The 12,388-nt window shown below is 69.8% G+C and carries 11 protein-coding genes; all 11 read left to right on the top strand.

The window, feature by feature from the left end:
• The first annotated feature begins 35 nt into the window (after nt 1-35).
• The 11 genes from purL to LIW09_RS01455 all read left to right on the top strand — a co-directional run bounded on the left by purL (nt 36) and on the right by LIW09_RS01455 (nt 12,382).
• Complete coding sequence (gene purL, locus LIW09_RS01405; RefSeq protein WP_256647110.1) at nt 36-3,920, top strand: phosphoribosylformylglycinamidine synthase; 3,885 nt, start codon at nt 36-38, stop codon at nt 3,918-3,920.
• 89 nt (nt 3,921-4,009) lie between these two features.
• Nucleotides 4,010-5,725: a type II secretion system ATPase GspE gene (gene gspE, locus LIW09_RS01410; RefSeq protein ID WP_256646212.1), complete on the top strand. Its 1,716-nt coding sequence runs from the start codon at nt 4,010-4,012 to the stop codon at nt 5,723-5,725.
• 4 nt (nt 5,726-5,729) lie between these two features.
• Nucleotides 5,730-6,947 carry a type II secretion system protein XpsF gene (xpsF, locus tag LIW09_RS01415; RefSeq protein WP_256646213.1) on the top strand — a complete coding sequence of 406 codons (1,218 nt, stop codon included), beginning with the start codon at nt 5,730-5,732 and terminating at the stop codon, nt 6,945-6,947.
• Nucleotides 6,948-7,013: 66 nt separating this feature from the next.
• Entirely contained in the window at nt 7,014-7,445 is a 432-nt protein-coding gene (gene gspG / locus LIW09_RS01420; protein ID WP_256646214.1) for a type II secretion system major pseudopilin GspG, read from the top strand.
• Between the two features lie 18 nt (nt 7,446-7,463).
• Nucleotides 7,464-7,919: a type II secretion system protein XpsH gene (gene xpsH / locus LIW09_RS01425; RefSeq protein WP_256646215.1), complete on the top strand. Its 456-nt coding sequence runs from the start codon at nt 7,464-7,466 to the stop codon at nt 7,917-7,919.
• A 50-nt stretch (nt 7,920-7,969) separates the two neighbouring features.
• Nucleotides 7,970-8,431, top strand: coding sequence for a type II secretion system protein (locus LIW09_RS01430; RefSeq protein ID WP_256647111.1), 462 nt, complete (start codon nt 7,970-7,972; stop codon nt 8,429-8,431).
• Nucleotides 8,428-9,066 (top strand): prepilin-type N-terminal cleavage/methylation domain-containing protein, encoded by a 639-nt coding sequence (locus tag LIW09_RS01435; RefSeq protein WP_256646216.1) that lies wholly within the window; start codon nt 8,428-8,430, stop codon nt 9,064-9,066. The genes LIW09_RS01430 and LIW09_RS01435 overlap by 4 nt, the downstream gene beginning before the upstream one ends.
• The gene (locus tag LIW09_RS01440) at nt 9,063-9,890 is read left to right on the top strand and encodes a type II secretion system minor pseudopilin (protein ID WP_256646217.1); all 828 of its coding nucleotides are present in this window, start codon (nt 9,063-9,065) and stop codon (nt 9,888-9,890) included. Before LIW09_RS01435 ends, LIW09_RS01440 begins: the two co-directional genes overlap by 4 nt.
• Nucleotides 9,887-11,026, top strand: a complete 1,140-nt coding sequence (locus tag LIW09_RS01445) for a PilN domain-containing protein (RefSeq protein ID WP_256646218.1) — start codon at nt 9,887-9,889, stop codon at nt 11,024-11,026. Before LIW09_RS01440 ends, LIW09_RS01445 begins: the two co-directional genes overlap by 4 nt.
• A complete protein-coding gene (gene gspM / locus LIW09_RS01450) occupies nt 11,023-11,631 on the top strand; it encodes a type II secretion system protein GspM (protein WP_256646219.1) in 609 nt (202 codons plus the stop codon). Before LIW09_RS01445 ends, gspM begins: the two co-directional genes overlap by 4 nt.
• Nucleotides 11,621-12,382 (top strand): general secretion pathway protein GspN, encoded by a 762-nt coding sequence (locus LIW09_RS01455; protein WP_256646220.1) that lies wholly within the window; start codon nt 11,621-11,623, stop codon nt 12,380-12,382. The genes gspM and LIW09_RS01455 overlap by 11 nt, the downstream gene beginning before the upstream one ends.
• Nucleotides 12,383-12,388: the final 6 nt, after the last annotated feature.

Raw genomic sequence — 12,388 nt, forward strand, 5'->3', positions numbered from 1 at the left:
CTACACTAATGGGCCGTTCCCAAGTGCTGCCGGACATGATCGTCCTCGAGGGCGCGCCCGCCCTGTCGCCGTTCCGCCACGACCGCCTGCAAACCCGTCTCCAGAGTCTGCTGCCTGGCCTGCGCATCGCCGCCGCCTGGCATGCGTACTGGATTGACCCGGAGCCCGGCACTGCGCCCGACATGGCGGCCCTGTGCCGCATTCTGCAAGCCGAGGCGGGGTTCGCCACCGCCGCCGCCGGCGCGGTGACCCGCTATGTGGTGCCGCGCCTGGGCACGCTGTCGCCCTGGGCCAGCAAGGCCACCGAACTGCTGCGCGGCGCGGGCCTGCCGGTCAGGCGGGTCGAGCGCGGCATGCGCATCGACCTGCTGGGTTGGCCGCAGGACGCCGCAGCGCAGGGCGCGCTGGGCCGCCTGCTGTTCGACCCGATGACGCAGTCGCTGCTGGACTCGCGCGACGCTGGCGCGGCGTTGTTTTCCGCGCAACCGGCGGGCGCGGTGGAAGTGATTCCGCTGGCGCAGCTGGAAGCTGCCAATGCGCGGCTGGGGCTGGCGCTGGCGGAGGACGAAATCGACTACCTGCGCGCGCGTTACGCCGAGCTGGGGCGTGATCCGCACGACGTCGAACTGATGATGTTCGCGCAGGCCAATTCCGAACATTGCCGGCACAAGATCTTCAACGCGTCGTGGACGATTGACGGCCGCGAACAGCCCACCTCGCTGTTCAAGATGATCAAGCACACCCACGCCACCACGCCCGAGCACACGCTGTCGGCGTACAGCGACAACGCGGCGGTGGTGGAGGGGTACGCCGCTTCGCGCTGGCGCCCGGAGCCCTCGACGCAGCGTTACCGCAGCGAACCGGTCACCGAGTCGGCGTTCTGCATCAAGGTCGAGACGCATAACCATCCCACCGCGATCGCGCCATTCCCGGGTGCGTCCACCGGTGCTGGCGGCGAGATTCGCGATGAAGGTGCCACCGGTCGCGGTGGCCGCCCCAAAGCCGGTCTGTGCGGGTTCTCGGTCAGCCATTTGCGCATCCCGACCCTGCCGCAGCCGTGGGAGGGCGTGCGCAGCTTGAACCCGCGCATGGCCAGCGCGTTCGAGATCATGCGCGACGCTCCGCTGGGCGCGGCGGCGTTCAACAATGAATTCGGCCGGCCCAACTTGACCGGCTATTTCCGCAGCTTCGAGCTGCCCGAAAGCGACGGCCTGACGCGCGCCTACGACAAGCCGATCATGCTGGCAGGCGGCCTGGGGGCGATGGATCGCGTGCAGGTGGAGAAGCTGCGGTTGGCGGACGGCGACGCGGTGATCGTGCTGGGCGGGCCGGCCATGCTGATCGGCCTGGGCGGCGGCGCAGCCAGCTCGGTGGCGTCGGGCGACGTGGCCGAAGAGCTCGATTTCGCGTCCGTGCAGCGCGACAACCCGGAAATGGAGCGGCGCGCGCAGGAAGTGATCGACCGCTGCGTGGCGATGGGCACCGACAACCCGATCCTGTGCATCCACGACGTGGGCGCCGGCGGCTTGTCGAACGCGATTCCCGAGCTGCTGCACGACTCCGGCGTGGGCGGCATCATCGACCTCGGCAAGGTGCCGAAGGACGACCCGTCGCTGTCGCCGATGCAGCTGTGGTGCAACGAATCGCAGGAGCGCTACGTGCTGGGCGTGCAGCAGTCGCGGGTGGATGACATCGCCGCGCTGTGCGCGCGCGAGCGCTGCCCGTTCGCGGTGGTCGGCGTGGCGACCGCAGAGGAACACCTGCGCGCGGGTTACGACGGCCAGCCCCCCGCCATCGACCTGCCGATGGACGTGCTGTTCGGCAAGGCGCCGAAGATGCATCGCGACACCGCGCATCCCGCGCCGCCGCGCTGGCCCGAGGCCGACACGGATGCGCTGGATCTGCGCGAAGCGGGGCTGCGCGTGCTGGCGCATCCCACCGTGGCCGCCAAATCCTTCCTGGTCACCATTGGCGACCGCAGCGTCGGTGGCCTGACCGCCCGCGACCAGATGGTGGGGCCGTGGCAGATGCCGGTGGCCGATTGCGCGATCACGCTGAGCGGCTTCGACGGCTTTACCGGCGAGGCGATGGCGATTGGCGAGCGCACGCCGCTGGCACTGCTGGATGCGGCGGCTTCGGCGCGCATGGCGGTGGGCGAGGCGATCACCAATTTGATGGCAGCGCCGGTGGAGTTTCTCAACCGGATCAAGCTGTCGGCCAACTGGATGGCGGCGGCTGGCCATTCCGGCGAAGACGCGCGCCTGTTCGATGCAGTCAAGGCAGTGGGCATGGAGCTGTGCCCGGCGCTGGAGCTGAGCATCCCGGTGGGCAAGGATTCGCTGTCGATGCAGGCGCAGTGGCAGGTCGATGGCGCGGCGCAGGCATCGGTATCGCCGGTGTCGCTGGTGGTGACCGCGTTTGCGCCGGTGGTCGATGTGCGCCGGCAGCTCACCCCGCTGCTGCGGCGCGACGTGGAGTCCGAGCTGTGGCTGATCGGCTTGGGTGGCGGCCGCCAGCGCATGGGCGGCTCGGTGTTGTCGCAATGTTTCCCGGACGCCGGCAACGGCGGCGCACTGCCGGCGTTCGGCGGCGATGCCCCCGACCTGGATGATCCGCAGCGCCTGCGCGCGCTGTTCGAGTTGATTCGCGACGCCCGCGAGGCGGGCATGCTGCTGGCCTATCACGATCGTTCCGATGGTGGCGTGTTTTCCGCGCTGTGCGAGATGGCCTTCACCTCGCACCTGGGCCTGGACATCCGCCTCGATGGCTGGGGCGATGGCCGCACCGGCGACCCGCTGCGCGTGCTGTTCAACGAGGAGCTGGGCGCGGTGGTGCAGGTCTCGGTGGACGAGCGCGCCGCCTTTGCCGACCTGGTGGCGCAGCATGGCTTGATCGAATGCGCGCAGCGCATCGCCAGGCCGACCACCGCCCCGCTCATCCGCATCAGTGATGCCGATGAAACGCTGGTGCAGTGGCGCTGGGAGGACTTGTTCGACGCCTGGTGGGCGGTCACCCACGCGATGCAGAAGCTGCGCGACAACCCCGATTGCGCCGACAGCGAGCGCGAGTCCGTGCGTCGCTTCGATGCGCCGGGCCTGGCCCCGCTGCTGACCTTTGATGCTGCCGAAGACGTCGCCCTGCCGTACATCTCGACCGGCGCGCGCCCGACGGTGGCGATCCTGCGCGAGCAGGGCGTCAACAGCCAGATCGAGACGGCGTATGCGTTTGACCGCGCCGGCTTCGACGCGTTCGACGTGCACATGAGCGACCTGGTCGCGGGACGCTTCGACCTTGCCGACTTCCACGGCTTCGTGGCCTGCGGCGGCTTCAGCTACGGCGACGTGCTGGGTGCGGGCCGCGGCTGGGCCACGTCGATCCTGGAGCGCGCGGCGTTGCGCGACATGTTCGCCGCGTTCTTCGCCCGCGATGATCGCTTCTCGCTGGGCATCTGCAATGGCTGCCAGATGATGGCGCAGCTGCGCGACATCATCCCCGGCGCCGAGCACTGGCCCACCTTCCAGCGCAATGCCAGCGAGCAGTACGAAGCGCGGCTGGCGCTGCTGGAAATCGGGCAGTCGCCGTCGATCCTGCTGCGCGGCATGGCCGGTTCGCGCATTCCGGTGGCGGTGGCCCACGGCGAGGGGCGCGCGGTGTTTGCCAACGGCATCGACCAGAGCGCCGTTGACGTGGTCGCGCGCTACGTGGAGGGCGGCGCCATCGCCAAGGCGTACCCGGCCAATCCGAACGGTTCGCCGGACGGCATTGCCGGCGTCGCCAGCCGCGATGGCCGCGCCACCCTGCTGATGCCGCATCCCGAGCGCACGCTGCGCACCGCCAATTTCAGCTGGGCCCCGGCCGACTGGCCGGAGCAGTCGCCGTGGCAGCGCATGTTCCGCAACGCGCGGGTCTGGCTAGGCTGAGGAGCCTCTGCGAGTTGCCGGGTGATGTCTCGCCCGGGTTCGTCCCTGCAGGCTGGTAAAGTCTGCGGGGAACCAATGGAGTGTTGCGCGTGAATGCAGTCGCCAGTCAGACCCTGCCCGATGTCGACGACGCGGAAGAGCGCATTGCTGCGCTGCTGTTGGCGCGCGGCAAGCTGAAGGACGTCGATCTGGCGCGGGCGCGCAAGCTGCAGGAGCAGGACGGCGGCGGGCTGCTGCTGCTGTTGGCGCGGCTGGGGCTGGTGTCCGAGCGCGACCACGCCGAGGCCTGTGCCAGCGCGCTGAACCTGCCGCTGCGCAGCGCGCGCGACGTGCCGGAACTGCCGCCGGACGAGGTGGCGCTGAGCGTCAAGTTCATGAAGCAGTTCCACGTGGTTGCGGTTGCGGCCGATGCCGCCGGCGTGGACGTGCTGCTGGCGGATCCGCAAGATGCCTATGTGCTCGACGCAGTGCGTCTTGCCAGTGGCCGCGAGGCGCGTGCGGCGGTGGCATTGCGCAGCGAGATCGACGAATTGATCGAACGCTGGCACGGCCAGGGCCGCAGCGCGATGGAAGGCATCGTCGATGGCGCGGAAGGCGCGGAAAGCCTCGACGACGTCGAGCATCTGCGCGACCTGGCGTCGGAAGCGCCGGTGATCCGGCTGGTGAACCTGGTGATCCAGCGCGCGGTGGAATTGCGTGCTTCGGACATCCACATCGAGCCGTTCGAAACCCGGCTGAAGGTGCGCTACCGCATCGATGGCGTGCTGGAGGAAGGCGAAAGCCCGCCGGCCAGCCTGACCGCCGCGATCATCAGCCGCGTCAAGATCATGGCCCGGCTCAACATCGCCGAGCGTCGCCTGCCGCAGGACGGCCGCATCGTCATGCGCGTGCAGGGCAAGGAACTGGACCTGCGCGTCAGCACGGTGCCCACCGCGCATGGCGAATCGGTGGTGATGCGCCTGCTGGATCGCGAAACCGTGGTGCTGGACTTCGCCCGGCTGGGCTTCGGCGATGGCTTCATGCCGCGCTTCCAGAAAGTGCTGGAACAGCCGCACGGCATCCTGCTGGTCACCGGCCCCACCGGTTCCGGCAAGACCACCACGCTGTACACGGCGTTGTCGAAGCTCAACACGCCGAAGGTCAAGATCATCACCGTCGAAGACCCGGTGGAATACCAGATCGAGGGCATCAACCAGATTCAGGCCAAGCCGCAGATCGGGCTGGATTTCGCCAACGCGCTGCGCAGCATCGTCCGCCAGGATCCGGACATCATCATGATCGGTGAAATGCGCGACCTGGAAACCGCGCGCATCGCGATCCAGTCGGCGCTCACCGGCCACCTGGTGCTGAGCACGCTGCACACCAACAACGCCGCCGGCGGCATCACCCGCCTGCTCGACATGGGCGTCGAGGATTACCTGCTCACCTCCACCGTCAACGGCATCGTGGCACAGCGGCTGGTGCGCCGTCTGGAGCCGGTGCATGCCGAGAAATATCCGGCATCGCCGGAGGAAATCGAGAAATTCAACCTGCGCCGGTTCCAGCCGCAGGGCGAGATTTTCCTGCATCGCGCGAAGCCGTCGGCGCTGTCGCCCACCGGCTATCTGGGTCGCACCACCATCATGGAACTGCTGGTCATCGACGACGACATCCGGCGCGCGGTGATGCGCCATGCGGGCATGGACGAGATCGAGAAACTCGCGCGCCAGGCCGGCATGCTGACCATGTACGAAGTCGGTATCGCCAAGGCCCTGCGCGGCGAAACCACCATCGAGGAAGTGCTGCGCGTCACCGAGGACGCCTGAGCCGATGCCCATCTACCGCTACAAGGCGCTGAATGCGCGCGGCGAGCTGCTGGACGGGCAGATGGAAGCCGCCAGCGACGCCGATGTGGCGGCGCGCCTGCAGGAGCAGGGCCACTTGCCGGTGGAAGCGCGGCTGGCCAGCGAGGCCGGCGGCGAACCTGCGTGGCGGGCCTTGTTCAAGCCGAAGCCGTTCGCGGGCCAACGGCTGGTGCAGTTCACCCAGCAGCTATCGACGTTGCTGGGTGCCGGGCAGCCGCTGGATCGCGCGCTGGGCATTTTGCTGGAGCTGCCGGAAGACGAGGTGGCGAGGCGCACGATTGCCGACATCCGCGAGTCGGTGCGCGGCGGCGCGTCGCTGTCGGCAGCGCTGGAGCGCCAGCACGGCGCGTTCGGCCGCCTGTACGTGAACATGGTGCGCGCCGGCGAGGCTGGCGGCAGCCTGCACGACACCCTGCAACGTCTGGCCGATTACCTGGAGCGTTCGCGCGCGCTGCGCGCGCGGGTGATCAATGCGCTGGTCTATCCGGCGATCCTGCTGACGATGGTCGGGCTGTCCCTGCTGTTTCTGCTGGGGTACGTGGTGCCGCAGTTCGCGGCGATGTACGACAGCCTGGACGCCGATCTGCCGTGGTTCTCGCAGCTGGTGCTGGGGCTTGGCGGGTTCGTGCGCAACTGGTGGCTCCTGATCCTGGCGCTGCCGCTGGTGGCGGTGCTGGGGCTGGATCGCAAGCGCCGCGACCCGGTGTTCATGCGCAAATTCGACGGCTGGCTGCTGCAGCGCAAGCTGGCCGGCGCGCTGGTGGCCAAGCTCGACACCGCGCGCTTGGCGCGCACGCTGGGGACGCTGCTGCGCAATGGCGTGCCGCTGCTGGCGGCGCTTGGGATTGCCCGCAACGTGCTCGACAACCGGGTGTTGGCGGAAGACGTGGATGCGGCGGCCGAAGAAGTGAAAAACGGCATCGGGCTGTCGGCGGCCTTGGCCAGGGGCAAGCGTTTTCCACGCCTGGCCCTGCAGATGATCCAGGTGGGCGAGGAGTCCGGCGCGCTGGACGCGATGCTGCTGAAGACCGCCGATACCTTCGAGCAGGAAACCTCGGTGGCCATGGATCGCCTGCTGGCGGCGTTGGTGCCGGCGGTGACCCTGCTGCTGGCGCTGGTGGTGGGGGCGGTGATCCTGTCGGTGCTGTCGCCGATCTACGACCTCACCAACGTGGTCGGCTGAAGCATGCGTGGAAGTCGGCGACAATCGGCGTTGCACCCTTTCCCTGACTCATCGCGGACCCTGCCCATGCGCCATCGACCTTTCCCCCGCTCCCTGCCGAAAGCGGCCCAGCGCGGATTCACCCTGATCGAGATCATCGTGGTGGTGGTGCTGATCGGCGCCATCGTGGCGTTCGCGGCGTCGCGCATCCTGGGCGGCAGCGATCGCGCCAAGGTCAAGCTGGCGCAGGCGCAGCTGCAGACGCTGGCCGAGAAGGTGCAGCAATACCAGATGGACACCGGCGCGTTGCCGCCGGAGTTGGGCGCGCTGGTGTCGGTGCCGTCGGGGGTGAACGGCTGGCTGGGCCCGTATGCCAAGCAGGGCGACATGAATGATCCGTGGATGCATCCGGTGCAGTACAAGGTGCCGGGCGATGGACGTCCGTTCGACCTCGTCAGCCTGGGCGCCGATGGCAAGCCTGGCGGCGACAGCGTCAACGCCGACATCCACTACGAATAACCGACGGACTCCGGGCGGATGTGCAGGCCGGCGCGCGGCTTCTCGCTGCTGGAAATGCTGCTGGTGCTGGTCTTGATCGCGGCGGCCAGCGTGATGGCGATGGCGGCGTTCGGCGGCGGCATGCGCGGCATGCGCCTGCATGCGGCGGCGAAGGAGGTTGCTGCGCAGCTGCGCTTCACCCGTGCGGTGGCGATCGCCAGCGGCACGCCGCAGGAGTTCGTGATCGAGCCGCACGCCCGCACGTGGACGGCGGCGAAAGGCCGGCATGGCCGCTTGCCGGACACCGGGGAGGTCATCTTCACCGGCGCCCGCGAGGTGCAGCCGCAGGCTGGCAAGGGGGCCGTGCGCTTCTTCCCGGATGGTGCGGCCACCGGCGGCCGGTTGCGGCTGCTGGCCAATGGCGGCGGCTGGGACGTCGATGTGGCCTGGCTGACCGGGGAAGTGCGGCTGCATCGGGTGCAGGGCCAGCCATGAGCAGGCGCGCGGCCACCGGCGGCGTCCCGGCCAGCGGACGCGGCACACGGATGCGCCGCCGCACGCGCGGCAGCGCCGCCAACGCCGGCGGTTTCACCCTGATCGAGATCATCGTGGCGTTTGCCATCCTCGCGCTGGGCATGACCTTGCTGCTGGGCACCCTGTCCGGTGCCAGCCGGCAGCTGCGGCAGGCGGGCGATGCGGGCCGCGCCGCGCTGCTTGCACAGTCGCTGCTGGACGAGCACGACCCGTTGTTGCAGCAGCCCGCGCAGTGGCAGGGAACGTTGGAAGACGGCCGTTATCGCTGGCGGTTGGACGTGACGCCCTGGCGCGAACCACGCGCGCCGTCGCAGGCGCAGGATCCGCAAGGCGTGGACGACCCGTTCGCCGCGCGCCTGCTGCACGTGCAGCTTCTGCTGCAGTGGGGCGAAGGCGGGCCGCAGCAGCGCCTGCGGGTTTCGACGCTGCGCCTGCGCTTGCCGGTACCGCCACCGTCCGGGGCTGCCCCGTGAACCGCCGCGCCGCCGGCTTCACCCTGCTGGAAGTGCTGCTGGCAGTGACCTTGCTGGCCGCCGCGCTGGCGCTGGGATTCGGCATCCTGCGCGCCGCCGTTGCCACCAGCGAGCGCGGTGAACAGATGGCGCGGCGCAACGAGCAGATGCGCGCGGTGTCCGACTTCCTGCGGCGGCGCATTGGCGGCGCGCAGGGCATCGTGTTTGCATTCGACCCGCAATCGGGGCGTTCGTTGCGCTTTGCGGGCGATGCACGTTCGATGCGCTTTGTCGCCGACCTGCCCGATTACCTCGGGCGCGGTGGTCCGCACCTGCACGAATTGCAGGTGCGGACCATCGGGACAAGCGTTCGGCTCGACGTGGATTTCCAGCTGGTGCAGGGTGGCGAGGCATTGCCGGCGGCAACCCCGCCTGAACCGCTGGCAACGGGGCTGGCGCGCGTGGACTTCGCGTACAGGACGCTGGACGAGCGCGGAGCGATGGGCGAATGGCGGCCCGAGTGGGGCGCGCCCGACACCCTGCCGCTGCAGGTGCGGGTGCGCATTGCCGATGCGCAGGGCGCGTGGCCGGACATGGTGGTGGGCCTGCCGGTGGCCTCCGGCGTGCCGGCGTTGGCGGGGAGCAGGGCGGAATGAGGGCCTCGCGAGGCGCTGCGCTGCTGCTGGTGTTGTGGCTGGTGCTGCTGCTCAGCGGGCTGGTTGCCGGCTATGCGCTGACGGCGCGGGTCGAGTCATTGCAGGGCAACGGCGCGGCGCGCGCGCTGGTGGCGCGCGAAGCAGCGCGGGCCGGCGTCGAGTACGCGACGTCACGCCTGCTGGCGGCAGATCCGGCACGGCGCTGGGCGGTGGATGGCCGCCCTTACCGGTTCGATCTCGACGGCACGCCGGTGCAGGTCTCGTTGCGCGATGAGGCCGCGAAGATCGATCTCAACCAGGCGTCCGACGTGCTGCTGCGTGATTTTTTCGTGGTGCTGGGCGAGCCGCGCGATGCCGCCGGCCGCCTGGCTGCCGCGATTGTGGATTGGCGCGACCCCGATCACCTGGGGCAGCCGGCAGGCAGCGCCGAGGACGCCGACTATGCGGCGGCCGGGCTGGCGTGGGGGGCCAAGGATGCGCCGTTCGAAACCGTCGCCGAGCTGGAACAGGTGCTGGGCATGCGCCCGGCGCTGTATGCGCGCGCGGCCGAGCATTTGACCGTGTATTCGGGGCGGGCGGCGCCGGACGCGGAGTTCGCCGATGGGGTGGTGCGCGCCGCGATGGGGCTGCCGGAAAAAACCGGGCCGATCGCGCCGGATGCGCCTGCGTTGTCGGGCAGCGGCACGTATAGTATCGACAGCCGTGCCCGACTCACCGATGGGCGCAGCGCGCGACTTTCGGTGGTTCTGCGATTGGGGAGCAGTGGTTTGCCGGGTTCGACCTATACGACGCTGTGCTGGCAGGCGGATGGAGCTGCGAAATGAGCGCGGCCGTCACGCCCGCGAGCATGCTTGACCGCTCGGGTTCCGGCCTGCGCGGTTTTCTTGCGTGGTGGGGCCGCGGCTTGGCCGCCTGCCTGCCGCCGCGTCTGCGCCCGTTGCTGGCGACCGCCGGCGACCGCCTGCTGCTGCAGATCCACGGCGAAGAGCTGCACCTGCAGCACCGCCACGACGGTCGCCGGCGCGAACTTGCCAGTCTTCCGCTGCCGCTGCCCGCAGCGGAGGATTCGCTGGGCAGGGTGTTGCGCGAGAAAGCACGGGAACTGCCGCGCTGGCTGTTGATGCCGGCCAGTCTGGGCCTGCGTCGCAACCTGCTGCTGCCGGCCGCAGCGGGAGAGCGCCTGCGCGAGGTGCTGACCTTCGAAATCGAGAGGCAGACGCCGTTTGCCGTTGCAGACGTGCTGTACGACGGGCATGTGCTGGACGTGCGCGAGGATGGCCAGCTGCTGGTTGAACTGGTGGTGCTGCCGCGCCGCCAGCTGGACGCGATCGATGCCCGCCTGGGTGGGCAGGCCGCGCGGCTTGCCGGGCTGGATGTCGTCGATGTGGACGGACAGGCGCTTGGGGTCAACCTGCTGCCACCCGCGCAGCGGCATGCGCCCCGTGATCCGTGGCGTCGCTGGAATCTGGCGCTGCTGGCGGTCGCGCTGCTGGCGCTGTTCGCCGGCATGGCGCAGCTGCTGGACAACCGCAGCGCCGCTGCCACGTCCCTGCAGGCAGGAATGAGCGCGCGCGAGGTGCAGGCGCGCGCCATCAACCTGCAGCGCCAGCGCCTGGTGGACGCGGTGGAGGGCGGGGCTTACCTGCGGGAACAGCGCAACGGCCGGGCCTCCAGCGTGGAAGTCATGGATGCGCTGGCGCAGCGGCTGCCGGAGGGCACCTACCTTGAGAAACTGGCCATCGATGGCGACCAGTTGACCTTGATCGGCCTGTCCAATCAGGCTGCGGCCCTGGTGGGCAAGCTGGAAGGCGCGCCGCAGTGGGCCTCGCCGGCGCTGAGTGGTGCCTTGCAGCAGGACCCGCGCACGCGCATGGATCGCTTCACCCTGGTGGCGCAGCTGGTGCATGCAGGTCGCGCCAATGCCGCGCCTGCGAGCGGGCAGCAGGAGCCGGGCCGATGATCCGCGCGGAGCGCGACCGCTGGCTGGCGCTGGCCTTGCTGCTGGCCGTGCTGGGCTTGGTTTGCGTGCTGCTGGTGCGGCCGCTGTTCGGCCTGCCGCTGCAACAGGCCGAAGCCCGCATCGATGACCTGCAGCAGCGTGATGCCCGCCTGCGCAGTCTGATGGCGCAGCGCCCGCAAATCGAACGACGGCTGGCGGAGTTGGATGCACGCGGCGGTGGCCCGGATTTCCTGGTCGAACCGACTGCCGAATTGGCGACGGCGGCGCTGATCCAGCAGCTGGAGACCGTGGTGGCCGACGCCAGTCCCGGCAGTCGTGGCTGCGCGCTGGTCAACCGCACCCCGCTGAGCGACGTCAACCAGGCTGGCCGCTTCCGCCGGGTCGCCGTGCAGGTGCGCCTGCGCTGCGGCAATGGCGAAACCCTGGCGGTGCTGCATGCGCTGGAATCGGCGCGGCCGTACCTGTTCGTGGACGCGCTGGGCATTACCGCGCAACGCTATTTCGCGGTTCCCGGCAGCGCCCAGCCGCAGGAAGGCGGGCTGGATGTGAGTTTCAACCTGTACGGGTATCTGCGTCCCTCGGCGGGAGGTCCACGTGGTCGCTGAACGTGGCGGAATGCAGCGGTTCCTGCGCGCCGGCGCGCTGACGTGGCTGCTGGCCACCGTGTGCGGCTGGGCGCTGCTGCTGTGGTTGGCTGCCCTGCTGGGCATGGGCGCGCGCGTGGAAACGGCGCCGCCGTCGCCGGCAGCGGCATTGCCACCGCCCGCGCCGCGCACGCCTGATCGCATCGGGCCGCTTGCGCAATATGCCGAAGCCGCCACGCGCCCCTTGTTCACCCAGGATCGCCGCCCGCGCGCGTTCGTGGCCACCGGCCCCGACGAAGACGGCGCTGGGGCGAGCAGCGCCTCGCTGGATTTCCTGCTGACCGGCGTGCTGATCAGTCCGCAGGTGCGATTGGCGATCCTGCAGCCCAGTGCCGGCGGCGAGTCGCAGCGCGTGCGCGAGGGCACCGCGCCGGAAGGCGCTGCAGGCTGGCGACTGCTTGAGGTGCAGCCGCGCCGCGCGATCTTCGAGAGTGCCGGCGGGCAGATGACGCTGGAATTGCGCACCTTCGGTGCCGCAGCGGCGCCACCGCCTGAACGGCGCGACGCTGCCCCCGCCGCCGCCGCATCGGACGCGGCGAATGCAGCGGCGGATGCAGCGCAGGCTGCCACTGACGCAGCCGCAGCGGAGCAGCCGGTGGATCTGGACGATATCCGCCGCCGCATCGAGGCGCGGCGCGCACAGCTGCAGCAACCCCCGAATTCAAACACTGGCAGCCTGCCCACGCGGCCGCTGTCCGGCCCCGCACGATGAGTACCG

The sequence above is a fragment of the Thermomonas paludicola genome, from assembly GCF_024498955.1.
In the GTDB taxonomy this organism is placed as follows: domain Bacteria; phylum Pseudomonadota; class Gammaproteobacteria; order Xanthomonadales; family Xanthomonadaceae; genus Thermomonas; species Thermomonas paludicola.